Source organism: Parabacteroides timonensis (assembly GCF_900128505.1).
GTDB lineage: Bacteria > Bacteroidota > Bacteroidia > Bacteroidales > Tannerellaceae > Parabacteroides > Parabacteroides timonensis.
Genome location: NZ_LT669941.1, coordinates 271,062 through 289,193, shown reverse-complemented (window position 1 = coordinate 289,193; position 18,132 = coordinate 271,062). Strand labels below are relative to the sequence as shown.

15 protein-coding genes are annotated in these 18,132 nt (G+C 46.2%); 3 read left to right on the top strand and 12 right to left on the bottom strand.

The window, feature by feature from the left end:
- Positions 1-47: 47 nt before the first annotated feature.
- On the bottom strand, positions 48-1,238 hold the full coding sequence (locus BQ7394_RS08800) for a uracil-xanthine permease family protein (RefSeq protein ID WP_075559943.1): 1,191 nt from the start codon (positions 1,236-1,238) through the stop codon (positions 48-50).
- A 64-nt stretch (positions 1,239-1,302) separates the two neighbouring features.
- Here BQ7394_RS08800 and msrA point away from each other — a divergent pair, with 64 nt between their 5' ends.
- Complete coding sequence (gene msrA / locus BQ7394_RS08795; protein WP_075557105.1) at positions 1,303-1,809, top strand: peptide-methionine (S)-S-oxide reductase MsrA; 507 nt, start codon at positions 1,303-1,305, stop codon at positions 1,807-1,809.
- Between the two features lie 77 nt (positions 1,810-1,886).
- Here the strand turns inward: msrA and BQ7394_RS08790 are convergent, their stop codons facing one another.
- The 7 genes from BQ7394_RS08790 to rbsK all read right to left on the bottom strand — a co-directional run bounded on the left by BQ7394_RS08790 (position 1,887) and on the right by rbsK (position 8,634).
- Complete coding sequence (locus BQ7394_RS08790) at positions 1,887-2,822, bottom strand: glycosyltransferase family 2 protein (RefSeq protein ID WP_075557104.1); 936 nt, start codon at positions 2,820-2,822, stop codon at positions 1,887-1,889.
- A gap of 5 nt (positions 2,823-2,827) precedes the next feature.
- Complete coding sequence (locus BQ7394_RS08785) at positions 2,828-3,208, bottom strand: GtrA family protein (RefSeq protein WP_075557103.1); 381 nt, start codon at positions 3,206-3,208, stop codon at positions 2,828-2,830.
- Positions 3,183-3,938 carry a hypothetical protein gene (locus BQ7394_RS08780; RefSeq protein ID WP_075557102.1) on the bottom strand — a complete coding sequence of 252 codons (756 nt, stop codon included), beginning with the start codon at positions 3,936-3,938 and terminating at the stop codon, positions 3,183-3,185. The genes BQ7394_RS08785 and BQ7394_RS08780 overlap by 26 nt, the downstream gene beginning before the upstream one ends.
- Before the next feature lie 158 nt (positions 3,939-4,096).
- Positions 4,097-5,098 (bottom strand): GRP family sugar transporter, encoded by a 1,002-nt coding sequence (locus BQ7394_RS08775; RefSeq protein ID WP_075557101.1) that lies wholly within the window; start codon positions 5,096-5,098, stop codon positions 4,097-4,099.
- Between the two features lie 9 nt (positions 5,099-5,107).
- Positions 5,108-6,121 carry a nucleoside hydrolase gene (locus BQ7394_RS08770; protein WP_075557100.1) on the bottom strand — a complete coding sequence of 338 codons (1,014 nt, stop codon included), beginning with the start codon at positions 6,119-6,121 and terminating at the stop codon, positions 5,108-5,110.
- 8 nt (positions 6,122-6,129) lie between these two features.
- Positions 6,130-7,686: an ADP-ribosylglycohydrolase family protein gene (locus BQ7394_RS08765; protein WP_075557099.1), complete on the bottom strand. Its 1,557-nt coding sequence runs from the start codon at positions 7,684-7,686 to the stop codon at positions 6,130-6,132.
- Between the two features lie 18 nt (positions 7,687-7,704).
- Complete coding sequence (gene rbsK / locus BQ7394_RS08760) at positions 7,705-8,634, bottom strand: ribokinase (protein WP_075559942.1); 930 nt, start codon at positions 8,632-8,634, stop codon at positions 7,705-7,707.
- A 298-nt stretch (positions 8,635-8,932) separates the two neighbouring features.
- On the opposite strand from rbsK, the gene BQ7394_RS08755 reads away from it, so the two are divergent.
- Positions 8,933-10,459 (top strand): hypothetical protein, encoded by a 1,527-nt coding sequence (locus BQ7394_RS08755; RefSeq protein ID WP_075557098.1) that lies wholly within the window; start codon positions 8,933-8,935, stop codon positions 10,457-10,459.
- A gap of 61 nt (positions 10,460-10,520) precedes the next feature.
- Here the strand turns inward: BQ7394_RS08755 and gluP are convergent, their stop codons facing one another.
- The 3 genes from gluP to BQ7394_RS25675 all read right to left on the bottom strand — a co-directional run bounded on the left by gluP (position 10,521) and on the right by BQ7394_RS25675 (position 16,358).
- Positions 10,521-11,732, bottom strand: a complete 1,212-nt coding sequence (gene gluP, locus BQ7394_RS08750) for a glucose/galactose MFS transporter (protein WP_075557097.1) — start codon at positions 11,730-11,732, stop codon at positions 10,521-10,523.
- Positions 11,733-11,817: 85 nt separating this feature from the next.
- A complete protein-coding gene (locus tag BQ7394_RS08745; protein ID WP_075557096.1) occupies positions 11,818-16,008 on the bottom strand; it encodes a hybrid sensor histidine kinase/response regulator transcription factor in 4,191 nt (1,396 codons plus the stop codon).
- 131 nt (positions 16,009-16,139) lie between these two features.
- Positions 16,140-16,358, bottom strand: a complete 219-nt coding sequence (locus tag BQ7394_RS25675) for a hypothetical protein (protein ID WP_139317691.1) — start codon at positions 16,356-16,358, stop codon at positions 16,140-16,142.
- A gap of 50 nt (positions 16,359-16,408) precedes the next feature.
- Here BQ7394_RS25675 and BQ7394_RS08735 point away from each other — a divergent pair, with 50 nt between their 5' ends.
- Complete coding sequence (locus BQ7394_RS08735) at positions 16,409-17,203, top strand: DUF6261 family protein (protein WP_075559941.1); 795 nt, start codon at positions 16,409-16,411, stop codon at positions 17,201-17,203.
- Between the two features lie 204 nt (positions 17,204-17,407).
- Here the strand turns inward: BQ7394_RS08735 and BQ7394_RS08730 are convergent, their stop codons facing one another.
- On the bottom strand, positions 17,408-18,124 hold the full coding sequence (locus BQ7394_RS08730) for a DUF3823 domain-containing protein (protein ID WP_161951787.1): 717 nt from the start codon (positions 18,122-18,124) through the stop codon (positions 17,408-17,410).
- Positions 18,125-18,132 lie beyond the last annotated feature (8 nt).

Genomic DNA, 18,132 nt, shown 5'->3' with positions numbered 1-18,132 from the left:
GAGTTTGAAGCGTTAAGAGATGGATATAATATGGAAGTCCACCTACTTTATTTACTCCTGCCGGGTAAGACTAAATTCAGTACTACACCCAATAAAGCCGACAAACCGATCCCGGCCATTGTAAATCCACCAAACTCAAATGCCGCACCTCCTATCCCGAATGTCAATATCAGAGAAACAAGTATCAGGTTGCGTGTATCGCCCAGATTGATCCGATTCTGTATCAGGCTGTTTATACCGACAGCCGCAATCGTCCCAAATAGAAGCAACATGATACCACCCAATACAGCAGGCGGGATCGACTTAAGAAATGCACTTACCTTTCCAAATACAGAAAACACAATTCCCGCCACTGCCGCAATACGGATAACGGTCGGATCTGTTATTTTCGTCAGCGAGATAGCACCGGTTACTTCCGAATAGGTAGTTACCGGTGGGCCACCGATCAGACCGGCAGCAATACAGGCTAAACCGTCGCCAAGCATTGTTTTATGTAAGCCGGGATCTTTTACAAAGTCTTTACCGGTTACTTCGTTGATGGCATATACGTCACCTATATGTTCTATGATCGGAGCGATTGTTACCGGTATCATAAAAATCACTGCTTCCCATGACAGCTCCGGCTTTACGAATTGTGGTAAAGCAAACCAGGGAGCAGTGATGATCGGCTCAAAGTCGACCACCTTGAAAAGGCAGGCGGCAACATATCCGACAATAATTCCACAAAAGATGGGTATCAGTTTAATCATCCCGCGCCCTAACAATGATGCCAGGACAGCCGTAAACAAGGCGATCAACGCCAACGGCCAATGCTCTTTCGCCATATCGACACCGGAGCCGGCCAGTGACAAACCTATCAGGATGATAACAGGTCCTATTACAACGGGAGGAAAAAGAGTCTTTATAAACCCGATCCCTCTCCATTTAACCAACAGGCTCATAAGTCCATAAACAGCACCGACAGCCACCAGGCCGGACATGGTTCCCGGCAATCCGTAAAGTTCGGTCGCTTTAATAATCGGAGCAACGAATGCAAAGCTACTTCCTAAGAAGATCGGAACTTTTCCTTTAGTTACCAAATGAAAGATCAATGTACCCAGTCCGGCAGTAAAAAGGGCAGTAGAAGGATCCATACCGACCAGTAGAGGAACCAGAACTGTTGCACCAAAGGCTACAAAGAGGAATTGAACACCCACCACGGTTTTTTGTGCAGGGCTCAGTGATTTCTTGCTATCCATTGCAAAATAAAAGATTATATTTGCACAAATATAAACAGAATAATTTAAACCCAAAGTAAGAATTATGTTAGAGAATAAATTCCATAAAGAAACAGCATATTTTGCTTCCGGTTGTTTCTGGGGAACACAATATCATCTAGGAAAAGTAAAAGGCGTAGAAAGCACCCACGTGGGTTATATGGGCGGGACGCTGAATAACCCTTCCTACCCGGAAGTGAAAACCGGAACTACCGGACATGTAGAAACGGTTGAAGTAATTTTCGATCCTGCACAGACCAGTTTCGAACAACTACTCCGCCTCTATTTCGAGACACACGATTTCACGCAGGTCGGTGGCCAGGGCCCGGACATAGGAAGCCAGTATCGTTCTGTTATCTTCTATTGCAGCGATGAACAAAAAGAGATGGCCGATAAATACATTGGGAAATTATCCGGCATGGGTTACAAGGTTGCGACAGCATTGGAACCTGCCGAGAGGTTCTGGGTCGGGGAAGATTATCATCAGCATTATTACGACAAGAAAGGTGAAACCCCTTATTGTCATATTTACCGGAAAGTGTTTATGGACTGATTTCAACCCTTCCGGGAGAAAATAAAATTTCCTTCGGATGAAAATAGAATTACATCCGAAGGAAATCTAAAAAGCATCTATCTGAAGTTTTTCTTTTCGTCAATAATATACTCAGGACGCGCCTTGATCTCATCGAACAAGATACCTACATATTGTCCCAATACGCCTACTGTCAGCAACTGCACTCCTCCAAAGAAAATAACAGAGGTCATAATAGAGGTCCAACCGCTTTCAGCATTGCTAAAGCCATATATTTTACCTAAGGTGAACCACGCTGCCAGGACTATTCCGACTACCACTGCTATAAACCCAAGGCTGGTTGCCAGTCGAAGTGGCTTTTTAGAGAAATAGAGCATGGCGGTCGATGCAAACTTCCACATTTTGCTGAAAGGATATTTGGTTTCACCGGCTATACGGGCTTCTCGTTCATAATAGAACGGAACTTGCTTATAACCCAGCCAGCTAATCAATCCGCGGATATATTTACCTCTTTCCTGAAAACGGTCGAACTGGTCCATGATCTTACGGTCGATCATACGGAAGTCACCAGTATCCAAGGGGAAACTAACGTCGCTCATGTAATTCAGCAAACGGTAGAAAGCCTTTGAGGTAACTTTCTTGAAAAAGCTTTCGCCTTCGCGTGACTTACGGACACAATAGACTACGTTCGCATTCTCCTTTTCCTGCAACTCTAATATCCCGGCAATCAACTCGGGAGGGTCCTGCATATCGGCATCCAAAATAACTGCAAGATCTGCATCACAATGGTTTATACCAGCCGTCACTGCCGGCTGATGACCGAAATTACGGGAAAAATGGATCACTTTTACCTGAGGATCGGAAGCTGCTATCTCATCCAGCAACTCACGGGTTCTATCCCGGCTTCCATCATTTATATATATAATCTCTGTTGCGATAGGGAGCGACTGTAAAGCCTCTCTCGTACGACGATATGATTCGCCGATAACCAACTCCTCGTTGTAGCAGGGAACTATGACTGCGAGCTTCTTCATTTCCGTTAAGCCTTAAAGGTATAAAACTTGTTTATTAAAAAATTGATCGCTGTATAGAAAACCATTCCTATTAAATGGTTGTAGTAATGGTCGATCGTTAACTGGGAATTTAATAGAAGCACCAGCCCGTATTGCAGGACATAACATACCGCAAACGCAATACCAAAGCGGATTGCACCTTTCGTCCATCCGGTAGAACTTCCCTTGAAAGTCCATTGCTTGTTCCAGATGAAACTATTCAGCAATCCCGCTACATATCCCGTTAAATTAGATAAACCTTCCCGACATCCGAAGAGTTTCATCATCACCCAGATAACGGCCATTGTTATCAAGGTGTTGCTCACTCCTACCACACCATACTTAATGGCTTGTTTTACTGTTTCCATTCTTATTTATAATATCAGTAATTTCCTGATGCGTCAGTTCTTTTACGTTTGTGATCGTAAATATATCCGAAAGGAAATCACCGTACTGATTACATTCATTGATAACCCTGTCGAGAGTTAACTTGATGTCTGCACGTACCGGTATTAAAAATACCAGTTCAACATACTGTTCGCCGATTGTCAGACGTTCGATCTCACAATCTTCTTTTGGTAAGAAATAGGCAAATTCACGCTCTATCACCTTACGCTGATAATCGAGGAAAGAAGTCCTGTCCTTCGATAGTATCAAAACATAAAAACGAAGTTTCTCACCTCTTCCACCCAAACCGGTAGAAATATATATTTGTTTCTCGTCCGATAACTCCGACTCCAACGAAATACGACTTTCCATTAAAGCCATATAAGCCCAGTTACTTACATCTTCATCCGGATGTTGCACATAATCTTCCAGCATCCGGTATGCTTTTACCTGGCGGGAAGTTGCCAACATGGATAATACATATCTCTTATGATCGGTTGTCGACTCAGGATCAGACAGACTTTCACGGAAGGCTGTATAATCCATATCATCCAAATCCTGCTTCACTTTGCCTTTTCGAACCTGTTCGGAATATTTGAAATACTCCATCTGAAGTTCGACCGGTACACGCTGTTCTAATATATGGAAATGTCCGTCCATCTTACTAAAAGAGTCCCGGAATTTCTTAAATACATCACCTTCTTCTTTCATAGACCTGTTTTTTTAGTTATATACTATACCCAATAAACAAGAAACTAAGACAAATGTACGGCTTTTTCCTGAAATTTTCTGTATTCCCTAATAAAAAGGGGATAAAGGGGCTGTAAAAACACCCTTTATCCCCTCTGTATTCACAGATAGAATATAAATCAAGCTCCCGCGTAAATAAGGAAACCCAACCCCATGACAAATAAAATGAACATACCCAAATTCAGATAATTCGAAGATTTGGGAGCACCCTTAAACTCATGCCAGATCAGAATTCCCCATAAAGCAGAAACTAAAGTAGCTCCTTGCCCTAATCCATAAGATATGGCAGCCCCGGCTTTTCCTGAAGCAATCAGGCTAAATGATTGCCCAATACACCAGATAACACCGCCTAAAACACCTACCAGGTGAGTCTTCATATCTCCTTTGAAGTAACCGGAAATAGAAACGGGATCCCCTTCGACAGGTTTCTTCATTGCAATTGTATTGAACAGGAAGTTGCTTGCAAAAACACCTAAGGCAAAGATAAAGACGGCCGTATAAGGTGTTAATTTTCCCGCTGCCGGATTGGCAAAATTATCCAGATCCATTGAAGCGGCTACAAAACGATAGAAGAATGCCATAATCACTCCGGCGGCAACAGAGATAAACAAGCCTTTCCCCGACACTTTCTTCGAACCCACCAATGCCTTTTTATAGGCAAGCCCATTCAGTATAATAGCAACCGTTATCAAAGCGACTCCGGCAAAGATGTACATAGGTTCCCCTTTAGCCGCTCCAAAATAATTGATCAAGACTCCCAGGACCAGTGCCAAACCGACCCCGACAGGAAACGCTACCGACATGCCACAAATAGCAATAGCGGCAGACAGTAAAATATTGGACGCGTTAAAGATGATACCACCAAGAAATGCACTACCGATATTGAGAACATCCGCTTGTGCCAGATCCGGTAAGAAACTTCGTCCTTCTGCTCCAAAACTGCCTAAAGTAAAAGCAGAAAGGATAGAAAACAAAAGAACGCCTAATACATAATCCCAGTAAAAGAACTCATATCTCCACGTCCGGGATGCGAGCTTCTGCGTATTACCCCATGAACCCCAGCAAAGCATGGTGATCACACAGAAGACGATCGCTAATGAATAACTATTAACTATAAACATAACACAATTTTATTTAGAGGACGGTTGATGCATCATATAATTTTCAATTATCCCAACCATCTGTGCAGGAGGCAGCTTTTCAATCAGGCGAAGATGCTTACCTGCGGCATCCGGTGTCCAGGAGTTAGTACCTTCATTATCGATAATACTGAAAGTACCTCTTTCCACATCAAAATAAGGCTCGTAACCTTTCACTGCCACTAACACAGCAGTATGATCCCAACTCTGTCGTCCATCCGGATCTCCTTCTGCAAAACATTGGGCATAAGTATCCTTCACCGGGCTATTATCAATATCGGAAGCCACCAACTTCTTCCCGGTTAATATAACATCACCGATCTCAAAACCGCTAAAAACAATTTCCGTAGGCCACTGTTCGGCTACAACTTTAGAGGCCGGTGTATCACAATACACGTTAAACTCCCGCCCCTGAGGAAAAAAGCCAGCCATCGACACCAGGCGTTTTACCTTTTTCTCCACCAGTTCTTTTCCCGATAACGGACTATACTCGTCACCAGCAGAGAGTAACAGGTCTTTCAGGTTGGTAAAGAAACCAACCGTACAAATCACCACACTATTATCCGGTTGCGAACTCAGTATCTTCCGGTATACCTGAACAGCATCCGGAGCGTCTGATGTTTTCTTTGTTTTATGAGGATACTTGGTTGGCAAAACCTCCGTCCATTTTATTTTATGGCCGGAAGTCATTGTAACGCCTCCCTCGCTTTTAGGTGCCCCGAGTATAATATCCGGACGGTTGAAATACGTATTCAATACATCTATACAAGGAATAACCGATTCATCATGATTAGATGATAAGGTTGCGAGTATGTTCACATAACCACTGTCGGCCAGTGCATGCATAACAGCCATTGCTCCCACATCGTCATAATCAGGTCCCAGATCGGTATCCAGGATCAAATTCACGGGTTGCACAGCGGCTTCTTGCGCTGTTTTCTTTGCTGTCCCGTTACAGGCAACCAGCAGGGATAATAAACAGATTAACAAAAAAGATTGTTTCATGATATGATTTATTGATGGTTAATACTTAATGGGGTGTCGGAATAAACGATCGCTTCTCCGAAGTTAACGGATGCATCCGACTGTGGATTCAGCCACTTAAAAGAAACAGTATGTTGTTCCTTCGGTAACTGATATTTCCAGAACAATTCATGACGGCGGGTAATATACGAGGCTGGTAGGTTGGCTGTTTCTACCAACTCTCCATCTATATACATTTCCACACGGGCCACATATTCATCGTTGTTCGACTGCACATGCCCTTTAAAGACAATGCCGGTTCCTTCAAATGCGACATTTCCGACATCAACAACACGCTTATTGACGCCAATGCGATCTACGGGATACATGCCGTCAAAAGCTTTCTCTAATTTTACAGGGACAGGTTGCTGGCAGGAAATGAGAACCTGGTCTCCTTCTACCTTTCCTCCATTCCGTTCAACTACCTGCAAAGCCTGATCGAAACTCATCCGGTAAGCTTTATTTAGTGAAATCGTTGTATAGGCGAAATCCATATCTTCTACTTCTTTCAGATTCTTCAGCCAATAGTCAGGAATTTTACTGTATCCCAATACCGTACCCAAAATACCTGCGGCAGAAGCCGGATTACAATCGGAATCCTGCCCGCAACGGGTAGCAATATCCATTGTTTTATAGAAGTCACCTTCGCCATACAACAGGCCGATCACAATATAGGCACTGTTGATCACCGCATCAATATTGAACGGAACAAAAACGCCGTCCGGACAACCTATATCTTCACTCCATTTCTTTTCGCATTCGAACCAAGTCCGTTTCCAATCATCCGGAAATTCCTTATGCCAACGGATCACATCGTTCATACATTGATAGTAACGGCTCTCCTTAGGTATCGTTTTAAGGGCTTCGGTAACAATAAATCCGATATCATCCGAAATAAATGCAAGTGAATACATGGCACCCACATAGACACCGCCATACCAGCCGTCGCCATAATTCATAATATGGCCGATCTTATCCGAAATTTCAGATGCGGTATTCGGCATTCCCGGTGACATCAGGCCGGCATAATCGGCTTCGATCTGATAATCCAGATCGTCTGCATGCGGGTTATTCAGCCAATGCCCGGAAGCCGGCGGCATAATTCCATGCAATATGTTATAACGTGCAGCCTGGTTGGCATGCCACAACATATATCCGGCTTTTGCAAATGCCATTGCAAAAGAGTCGACCGGTGCATCCAACCCTAAGCGGTCGAAGACATCTACAAAGGTCAGATCCATATAGACATCATCATACAGACCGGGACTGTTTTCATACCACCATTTGATATAACCGTCCGGCCAGACAATAGGGACATAATCCTGTATCATCGTCCCGTTATAGCGGAACTCCGTCGGCCCTCCATACGTACAACCGATCGTTTGTCCGGCCCATCCTCCTTTGATCTTATCCATCAATTTCTCTTTCGTAATGGATATTTCCGATGGTAAAACGACTTGTTTTCCTGCAGACGGCCGTTCCGAACAGGCTACAGTCCCTAGCAGGAACAAACAGCCGGATAAAATAGGTACAATCAGATTTTTCATAATAAGCAGATTATTATTTTACTCAAATATATCGACTTCACTCCGGTAAGGGACAGAAGACTGTGCCCCAACCCGGGTTACAGAGATTGCTGAAGCTTTACAAGCAAAACGGACAGCTTCCATCTGGTTTCGTCCTTCTGACAAAGCAACGGTCAAAGCCCCGTTAAAAACATCACCCGCTGCAGTGGTGTCTACTGCTTCTACATTCAAGGCCGGCACAAGTTCAACCCCTTCGTTACAATACACTAAAGCTCCTTTTGAACCCAGGGTGATTATAACATTCTGGACACCCATCCCCGAAAGTACACGGGCTGCCTCAATAGCCGATTCCTGGTCGGTTATCCTGACTCCGGAAATCATTTCAGCTTCTGTTTCGTTCGGGGTAATCATATATAGATGCTTCAACAACGAGGGAGATAACGGATGTGCAGGTGCCGGATTCAGGATTACTTTTTTATTCTTTCGATAAGCTATTTCCGCCACATATTCCACGGTTTCCATCGGGATCTCCAGTTGCATCAAGACGATATCGGCCTGGTCGATCGCCTCTTCTGCTTTTGCCAGATCGGAAGGCAACAAATTGGCATTTGCTCCGGAAGCAACCACAATACAGTTTTCGGCATGATCGTCTACTGTAATTAAAGCGACTCCGGAAGGATGTTCGGAGTCAGAAAAGATATAAGAAGTATTGATGCCTTCCTCTTCAAAAAGCATCTGGGACTGATGCCCGAAAATATCACTGCCCGTCTTACAAATGAAAGTAACGGAAGCTCCCAGACGGGCAATGGAAACGGCCTGGTTTGCACCCTTTCCTCCGGGATTCATAAAGAAAGTTCCACCCAGAATGGTTTCTCCCGGGCGGGGAAGATGTCCGGCTTTAATAACCATATCCGTATTGCTACTACCCACTACCAGGATATTATGACGGTCTAACTGTTCTGTGTTCATATCTATAAAATTTAAAGTCTGCAATGAAGCGATACAAATATAACTTTATAATCTCTATTGTACCATGAATAATTTCTTTCTACAGATAAACCCAAATCGATTATTCTTAGCCGTCAATAATGTATAAACAGCTATAAAGTAGCACTATACAACCAACAACATCATTAACAAATGTTATGTTTATAATTATAGTAACTATAACAGAAAAAGAGGTATCTTCCCATACATTTTGAAAACTTTGTTTAATTTCGTTGTACGATATAACACTGAATTCTACCAAGGATAATCCGATACAGATATGAAATACACAAATCCGGATCACCTGATCCTACTTATCCAATCACTCACGAAAGCGGAAAAACGATATTTCCGCTTATATGCTAATTTACAGAATGGAGAAAAGAACTATCTTTTCCTGTTTGACCTGATAAATAAAGGCACTCCCACAGAAGAAATCTATCCCCTCTTCTGCCAGCAACAAGGCAAGAACAGTTTCGAAATGGCAGCCAAGCATCTTTCGCGGGTAATCATGGATTGCCTGGTTCATTTACGGAAAAAGGAGAATGTACAGGCAGCCATCTTCAACCATATCACCAAGGCGGAGATTCTCTTTGAAAGAGAACTTTTCGAGGCTGCCTTCAATCAGTTGGATAAAGCCAAGAACCTGGCGACAACTTATGAGAATGACCCTCTCCTGCTCCTGATCCGCCGGACCGAACTCAAATATCTCAGTACACTCGGTTTTAAAGGATTGTCCGAACGTGAACTGGTTAACAAACAGATGAAGATCAACGATACAATGAAGTATTCAAGAAATACCAATCTTCACCTGCAATTGTATGATATTCTAAAGTACCGGATCACTTATAAAGGATACATCCGCTCCGATAAACAAAAGGACAATCTGAACGACCTGATATTAAGTGAGCTGAATTTAATAGCGAACAGCTCCTACAAAGGCTTTGAAGCCAAGAAACTACATCTTTTGTTTCAGGCCACCTACTATCTGAATATCGGTAATTACAAATCTGCGATCCGCTTCTACCAGGAGCTTATCACCCTCTTCGAGTCCAACCAGCACCTGATTTTAAATCCGCCTATTTACTACCTCAGTGCGATACTAGGCGTCTTGGACAGCCTTCACATGGCCGGCCTGTATAAAGAGATGCCTTTCTTCATCGAACGGCTGGAAAAAATACGGCAAGGCGACTATGCGACAGAGTTTCTTTTAGAAATAAGTGCTTACATTTATTTATATGAGCAGGCCAGCCTGATAAATACGGGTAAGTTTGAAGCTGCCCTGATATTATTCGGTAAATATGAAGACAGTCTGGTCAAGAAGATCGGTCTGCTCAGATTGGAGACACAACTCAAAGTGTACCTGAATATAGCCATCCTTCACCTGTGCCTGGGAAATACCGACAGGGCACGTAAAAGTATGAAGAAAATATTCAGTTCCGGGAAATTGTTTTATGCATTGCCATCCTATAAGACAGCCCGATTGATAAACTTGCTTATACAGGCAGAGTTGGGTGACTATAACTTCTTTGAGAACGAAATCAATTCTATCAAACGGAATATACGCTATGAACGGCAAAGCTATCAAACGGAGAAGTTGCTGTTTCGCTTTGTCATGGCTTATCCGTTGCCGGCCTACCAAAAATCACAAAGCAAATTATGGATGCAGTTCCAGAAAGAAATCACAAAGATCAAGCAAGATAAATACGAGAAACAATTACTCAAAACATTCGATATACTTTCCTGGATAGAAAGCAAGCTGACAAACAAGCCATTTGCGGAAGTATTGGCGGAGAACCATATATAATAATGAAAAGGCCGTAGTCGGACGATCCCGAAACGGCCTTCTTCTTTATATCTTATTCGACTTAAACGCGAATCTTATGTCCACTCAAAGCATAATAGAAAATCATCAGATAAGCCGGGAAGCAGATCCAGTAAGCCTGCTGCATATTTCCAAATTCGTCAGCTAACCAACCGAACAACAGAGGGAATACGGCTCCACCCACGATTGCCATAACCAACAGGGAAGAACCCGTCTTGGTGAATTTACCCAGGTCTTTCATTGCCATCGGCCACAAAGCCGGCCACATCAACGAGTTGGCCAAACCTAAGACAGCCACGAACCAGATCGATATATTCATCGGAGTCAGAACGATCAGTAAAGAACTGACCAGACCGATAATCGCGCAAATAAACATCGCCCGTTCCTGTGAAATATATTTAGGGATAAAGAATACGCCGACCAGATAACCGATCACCATGCCAATCACTGTGTAAGATGTATACACCTGCGGATCGGGCAAGTTTAAAGAAGTAGCATAGTCCACGATACTAGCCATCGCCAAGGTTTCGACACCCACGTAGAACAGTAGTGATACCAAGCCAAGAAGCAAGTGCGGGAACTGCCAGATGCTTGTCTTATTAGCGGCATATGAGGAAGCTGCGGCCTCGTCGTTTTCGTCTTCACCTTCGGCTTTTACTTCAGGCAGCGGAACAAAAGCGACCAGAATACCCAGCAATACAAAGATACCGGAAATGAAGTAGAACGGAAGTTTGATATCTTCCAATTTCACATCACCCAGGTTCAGGAAGATACCCAGGAAAATCGGAGCGATCGCCCAGGCAGCCTTATTAGCGATACCCATCATACTCATACGGGTAGCCGCGCTATCCAACGGGCCTAAGATCGTGATGTAAGGATTTACGGCCGCCTGCAACATGGTATTACCGATACCACTGATGAAAGAAGCCAACAGGAACATGGCGAAGCTCTGGTTTTCTGCCGAAGGAATAAACAAATACAATCCCACAGCAAAGAACAGGAAAGAAAGAATCATCGTCTTTTTATATCCGATCGCTTTGATCACCAAACCACTTGGATATCCGAATATAATAAAGGTAGAGAAGGTTGCAGCCAATACCAGATAAGATTCAGCTGTTGTCAGATCCAAGGCTGTACGCAGGAACGGAATGATCAATCCGTTAATACCGAGGGCGAATCCGATCATAAAGAACAGGATGCCGATTACCACCAGGGGAAATAGATACCCCTTAGAAGAAGAGTTTGTGTTTTGCATGTTATTTTAATTAACGTTCATAATATTTTAGAAGACAAATGTAATGATATTTTCTTTATCACCATACAAAAGCTACTCGAAACGATCAGTTACTCAAAAACTCACTTGGGCTCATACCGTAATGCTTGGTAAAGCAACGGGTAAAATATTTCGGATCATTGAAGCCAACCTCGTAAGCCACTTCAGAGATAGAAACCTGCACTCTCTCTTTCGACTCCATCAGTTCTTTCGCTTTCGTGAGACGGTAGGAACGAATGACTTTTACGGCAGACTGCCCGACCAGCGACTGCAGTTTTTTATGAAGCAGGCTTTTACTTACGTGCATCTTCTCTATCAGTTCCGCCACATCGAAGGTGGCATCCTGGTAGTTTTCCTGTATCACTTCCATCAGCTTGTCGAGGAATTTACGGTCTTGCGACTCTTCCTGGATATCGAGCGTCTTTACATCGAGGCTGCTTCCAAAAGCCTTATGCAGGCGGTTCTTACTTTCGAGCATGTTGTTGATACGGGCGACGAGCAACTCCGCATCAAAAGGCTTGGCGATATAGCCGTCCGCTCCCACTTTGTATCCTTCGATACGGACATCCGTCGAAGTTTTGGCCGTAAGCAGCAAGACCGGGATATGGGAAGTGGTAAAGTTGTTCTTCACCTTTTTACAGAATTCAAGGCCGTCCATGACAGGCATCATTATATCGGACAGGATGAAATTGGGCAGATATTTGAGTGTCTTTTTCAGAGCCGATTCGCCGTTAGAGGCTTCGATGACGGCAAACCGGTCGTCCAGGATCGACTTAATGAAAGCACGCATATCGGGATTGTCCTCGGCAATCAAAAGCAGAGGTTTGTCCTGGTCTACAGGATCGGAGTCGTCTTCGGCTTCGACGGAGCGGTCGTAGACTTCCGGGGATACGTAATATTCACTGTTGATCTCGACATCCATCTCTTCGGCCGAGAGAGGCAATAAGATGCGGAAGGTCGTTCCACCCAACGGGTTGTCCTTTATCCGGATGGAACCGTTCAGTAGCTCCACGATCTGCTTACAGAGGAAGAGGCCGATACCCGTACCGCTTTGCCCGTAGACCGGGTATGTATTCTGGTTGTCCGCCTGATAGAAACGTTCAAAAACCAGTTCCTTTACATCATCCGGAATGCCGGCTCCGGTATCCCCTACCGAGATATAAAGATATTTGCAGATTGTTTGCCGTTTATCGGCTGCTTTACTCGACAGTAAAGCAGCCGATAAACGGATATATCCGTTGTCAGGAGTGAACTTGACGGCGTTCGACAGAAGATTGACCAGGATCTTTTGTATCAGGTCGGGATCGAAACTGAAACAGGGCTGCGTGATCCGGTATCCCTCATCGATCCGTATGTTGCGCGATTGAGCGAGAGGCTTGAAAGGCAGGACGATCGACTCGATAAAGTCCGTGAAGTTACCCGGCGTCTTGTTCACCTTCATGCTTCCGGCGTCTGCTTTACGGAAATCCATCAGTTGGTTGACGAGGGAGAGCAGGTATTTCGAGTTCTTCCGTACCAGGGTCAGCTGGTCGATCACCTTCGGATTCCGGCTCAGGGTCAGGGCCTGTTCGATGGGGCCGAGTATCAGGGTCAGCGGGGTACGGAATTCGTGGGTGATGTTGGTAAAGAAGTTGATCTTGTCCTGAGTGGCCTGCTGGAGCTGGCGATCCGACTCTTCCAGGTCTTTTGTGCGGGCGAGGATCTCATCTTTCTGGGCGGCGATCTGCCGGGTTCTTTCTTCCACCTTCTGTTCGAGTTCATCTTTCTGGCGGCGAAGGTTGTTGATACGCATTTCGTTGAAATAGTAGACCAGTAGGATCACGATGACCAGCATGGCGGCCAGGAACCACTTCTCTTTATAGAAAGGCGGGACGACCTGGATTTTCATTTCCGTTATTTTATCGGACCATTCGCCGGCGGGATTCGTACATTTCACCTGAAAGACATATTTCCCGGCGGGAAGATTCGTGTAGCTGGCAAAGCGCCGGTTTGCCTCCACCTCGGTCCAGTCCGTATCGAAACCTTCCAGGCGGTAGGCGTAACGTATCTTTTCGGACGAGATATAATATAAGGAGGCGAACTCAACGGAGATGGACTTGTCCTGTTCGCGCAGTCGCCAGACATCTGACAAGGCACGCGGGTTGACCGGCTCGTTGTAAAGACGTCCGCCCACGATCGTGACAGCCAGGCTGGAGGTATCGGGCTGGCTGACCACCGGGTCGAATGCCACGACACCACCTACATTGCCGAACATTATCTTCCCCTCCGAGGTATGCTCCGAAGCGACCCAATAGAACTGGTTATTCGGCAGGCCATCGGTGACGTAATAGGCCGTGGCACGCTCCTTCTCCGGGCTGAAACTCGACAGGCCGCGGTTGGTACTCAGCCAAAGCGTCCCCAGCCGGTCTTCTTCTATACCGTAAATCACGTTGTCCGACAAGCCCGTATCGGTGCCGTAATTGCGGAAGACGTAACGATTGTCTTCGCGGCCGGTCAGACGGAAAAGGCCGTTGCCGTAGGTTCCGATCCAGATGGTTTGATCGGCGGCTTCGAAGATGCAGTTCACCTTTTCGTTGCGGGGAAGTTTGCGTTCGGAGGACATCACGCGGCAACGTTCCGAGACGATGCGCCCCAGTTTGACGTCCGAGCGGTTGAGGTCGAAACAGTGGAGGCCGCGTTCGGTCCCGATCCACAGGCGGCGGGAACTGTCGAGGCAAATGCCCGACACGGGAGTCGGCCGGCCGTCGGGTTCGAAGGAGCTTAATACGTTTATCACCTTACGGTCGGCCATGTCGTAATAGTCGAGGCCTTTCGGCGTGGCTACCCACAGGCCGTTCAGGACATCGTCGTACTCCATCCAGGAGATAAAGGCGCTGGCGAACGTGCCCTCGTTGACAAAGGAAGCGGCCGGTTCGAAACGTCCTTCGTCGGTCAGCTTCATCCGGTTGATACCTCCTCCCCAGGTGGCGATCCAGAGGTATCCGTCACCCTCGGTGATGAAGCAGACGGCATCGTGCGACAACGAAGACGCCCGGCCGCGTTCGTGCCGGAAATGGGTGAAGGTCTTTTTATCCGGGTTCCGTTTGTTCAATCCGCCTTCGACAGTGCCGACCCAGAGGGTACGACGACTGTCCTCGTAGATGGCATTGACGGGGTTGGCGGAGAGCGAGGCAGGCTGCTTGCGGTCGTGGCGGTAGAGTTCGAACATGACTTCTTTACGGATCATCTTATTCACTCCCCCTTTTTCGGTTCCGATCCAGAGGATTCCACCGGGGTCGAGGAAAAGCGAGTTGATGAAATTATTGTTCAGGCCGTTGCTTCTCTCCGGGTCGCTGGCAATTTGCAGGAAGTCGTCGGTCGACTTTTGATAGATGCAGAGGCCTTTGTAGGTAGCTATGATGATATTGTTGTCGTTGTCCGGGATGATATCCATGACATAATCCTGGATAAGCGAGCGAGGGTCGGAAGGGTCGTTGGTGTAGAAGCGGCTCCGGGCTGTTTTTTTATTGTAGCAAAGCAGGCCGGTTGCAGTCCCCACCCATATCGTGTCGCCGTCGGGACAGAGGGACAGGATCTCCTCGATGGGCGACGCGGGTTGCCGGAAAGAGACGGGGGCCAGTTGGAAAGAGTTTTCCGACAGTTTCTTTACCGTGCCGACTGTGCCGTTCCCGTAGCCGACCCAGACGGTGCCTTCATCATCGCGGCAGAGGGCTTTTACGTTTTCATCTTGCCCTTCGCGGATCATTTCGATGGCCTCCGGATCACCCAGTTCATTCAGCGTGACGATGGCCAGACCTTTATCGAAACCGACCCATATCCGGCCGTCATTATCCTTCACAAAAGCATTGATAGTGGACGAAAACAGGGGGTTGGAGGCGAAACGGGAGTAATCGTAATTGCGGACTTCGCCGGTATTAAGGTCGATCACATTGACACCCTCTTCGGTGCCGACCCAAAGGTTATGGCGGTCGTCCTCGATAAGGGTGCGGACGAAAAGGCTGTTGAGGGAATTTTTCCCCGAACGGGTATCGTAGCGGACAAATTCGTAACCGTCGAAACGGTTCAGCCCGTTCCAAGTGGCGAACCACATGAAGCCGCGGGTGTCTTTATAGATGTAATCGACCGTGTTCTGGGCCAGGCCGTTGTCGGACGTCAGGTAGGAGAAATTATAGGCTTCGGGATTTAACTCGGCATGCCCTTCCACTGCCAATAACGACAGGAGAAATAACAGGCAGCTGATGGTTTTTTGTTTATACATATAGTAGTTCTTGATTAACAGTATTCTATTTAAATGACAAATATACACATATAGAGGATTATTCCTATCGGTTGGAGGGGAAATAATGATTATTTTCCGTTGTCGGGAGATTATTTATTAAGGAATATGGTTTATTTCTTGATAAAATAGCTACATTTGACGGTGACAGCAAGATAATTAATGCTTCCGGCTACCACCGAGAGCATTACTTTTGAAAAAAGCAGGCTTCCGGCTACCACCGAGAGCGTTACTTTTGAAAAAGACAAGCTTTCGGCTACCACCGAGAGCGTTACTTTTAAAAAAGACAAGCTTTCGGCTACCACCGAGAGCGTTACTTTTAAAAAAGACAAGCTTTCGGATGTTCTCTATAGATTATAAATCTTATATAAAACAAAATATCATGAGCACAATTAAGTATTTAGACGTTAACCGCCTCCGTCAGGAAGAAGACTACGGTTTTCACAAACTGATGATCATTGAAACAAGCAAATGTACCGACGCCAAAGTAATCCCGGTGAACACGGCCTACACGAGTACCTTCGCCCAATTTGACGAAGCCCTCAAACCCGGCGGTAAAGATCCAGCAACAGCCGGACTGACCAACCTCGACGCCCTGCGTGACCAGGCCTACTCCGGTATGTCTGCTGCCGTCCGCGCCATGTTGAACCATTTCGACCCGGACAAAGCAGCCATCGCAAAGGCCGTGTACGACATCATCAAAAAATACGGTAACCCTACGGCACTAGGGTATCTGGAAGAAAACGGTGTGATCGAAAACCTCGTCCAGGAACTAAAGGCATACGATAATCCGTCGGACGACGACGACCGTCCGGTGATCGAGTCGGCGGAAATCGTTCACGACCGCCTGTCGGCTATCGGTATCAAAGAGTGGGTCGACCATCTGGAGAACCTCAACAAACAATTCATCACCGCTTTCTCCGACCGTAACGCTGCGCAGGCCGCCATACAGACGGGCGCCTCGAAAGCAACGCGGGATGCTACCGACAAGGCATATCGCGACTTCGTACGCCGCGTCAACGCACTGGTCGAAGTGAACGGTGAAGAAGATTATGCAGACATGATCAGCAAAATGAATAAATTGATCGACTATCAACTCTCCACGCTTGCAGCCCGCCAGACGCGGAACGAGAAGAAAAAGAAAGGGGATGACGATGATCGCCCGGTAATTGAATAAATGAAAAATCCCGGAACGCCTTTTGCGGCTGTTCCGGGATTTTTGTTTTTGAAGGGTTCAGTTCCTTTCAGATGTGAACCAGTATGACCGTCCTTGTAGGGGCAGGTTCCAAACCTGCCCGTTGTGACAATGATTACATCCTGTCGATATTGGGCGGGTTTAGAACCCGCCCCTACGAGGTCTGTTATTTAGGTTCTATTTTTTCTAAATCCCAACCTTAAACGGTTCCGTATAAACCATCGCATCGATCCCCTCTATCTTCAACCCCATACGGGCATAGATAAATCCGCTTGAAGGCAAAGAGCCGGACGTAGAGTTGACAGACAAACTACTTAAGTCGAGACTCAGTGAAACCGGATTACCAGCCTGGGCCGGTGTAGTAACCGAGCCGGTACCCGATCCGAAATTGTAGGTATCGTCCACAATCACATTGCGGCCGGCGTAAAGGCCAACAAACTCGATCGCCTTGCCCCCGGTGATTTCACGTACGTTGCAAGTAGCCGAAACCACCTTGTTATTGCAGGTTATAGCGGCATTCTCCAACAGATAATAAGGTGTGACCGGAATATCTACCGTCTCCCCGCTACGGCAATTCTCCACCGTGATGGTGTCGGAAGCCGTCGGGTTCGTCCACGGGCCGACATTCTCGACACGGATCAACTTATACGTCTTGCCGGTGTAAACACTGGCACTAAACGTACCGTCCTGTGCCACCTGCACCGTCAGATAAGTGCTGGCCGACAATTCCCAACCCGGTTCGTAAAGGCGGAAACTCACCTGGTTGTTCTTTACGTTGACAGGCTGTCCGTCGTAAACCATCCGTCCGGTCAGCGTTGTGTTTGGGGCATCGAAGTTGTCGTATTCGCAGGAGGTGAATACGGCAGCCAGGGCCGCGAATAGGAATAAAGCTATCTTTTTCATATATATTG

Bases quoted from the DNA above. Each gene is read 5' to 3' on its own strand.
- BQ7394_RS08800 (WP_075559943.1), bottom strand. From the start codon at position 1,238: ATGGATAGCAAGAAATCACTGAGCCCTGCACAAAAAACCGTGGTGGGT.
- msrA (WP_075557105.1), top strand. From the start codon at position 1,303: ATGTTAGAGAATAAATTCCATAAAGAAACAGCATATTTTGCTTCCGGT.
- BQ7394_RS08790 (WP_075557104.1), bottom strand. From the start codon at position 2,822: ATGAAGAAGCTCGCAGTCATAGTTCCCTGCTACAACGAGGAGTTGGTT.
- BQ7394_RS08785 (WP_075557103.1), bottom strand. From the start codon at position 3,208: ATGGAAACAGTAAAACAAGCCATTAAGTATGGTGTGGTAGGAGTGAGC.
- BQ7394_RS08780 (WP_075557102.1), bottom strand. From the start codon at position 3,938: ATGAAAGAAGAAGGTGATGTATTTAAGAAATTCCGGGACTCTTTTAGT.
- BQ7394_RS08775 (WP_075557101.1), bottom strand. From the start codon at position 5,098: ATGTTTATAGTTAATAGTTATTCATTAGCGATCGTCTTCTGTGTGATC.
- BQ7394_RS08770 (WP_075557100.1), bottom strand. From the start codon at position 6,121: ATGAAACAATCTTTTTTGTTAATCTGTTTATTATCCCTGCTGGTTGCC.
- BQ7394_RS08765 (WP_075557099.1), bottom strand. From the start codon at position 7,686: ATGAAAAATCTGATTGTACCTATTTTATCCGGCTGTTTGTTCCTGCTA.
- rbsK (WP_075559942.1), bottom strand. From the start codon at position 8,634: ATGAACACAGAACAGTTAGACCGTCATAATATCCTGGTAGTGGGTAGT.
- BQ7394_RS08755 (WP_075557098.1), top strand. From the start codon at position 8,933: ATGAAATACACAAATCCGGATCACCTGATCCTACTTATCCAATCACTC.
- gluP (WP_075557097.1), bottom strand. From the start codon at position 11,732: ATGCAAAACACAAACTCTTCTTCTAAGGGGTATCTATTTCCCCTGGTG.
- BQ7394_RS08745 (WP_075557096.1), bottom strand. From the start codon at position 16,008: ATGTATAAACAAAAAACCATCAGCTGCCTGTTATTTCTCCTGTCGTTA.
- BQ7394_RS08735 (WP_075559941.1), top strand. From the start codon at position 16,409: ATGAGCACAATTAAGTATTTAGACGTTAACCGCCTCCGTCAGGAAGAA.
- BQ7394_RS08730 (WP_161951787.1), bottom strand. From the start codon at position 18,124: ATGAAAAAGATAGCTTTATTCCTATTCGCGGCCCTGGCTGCCGTATTC.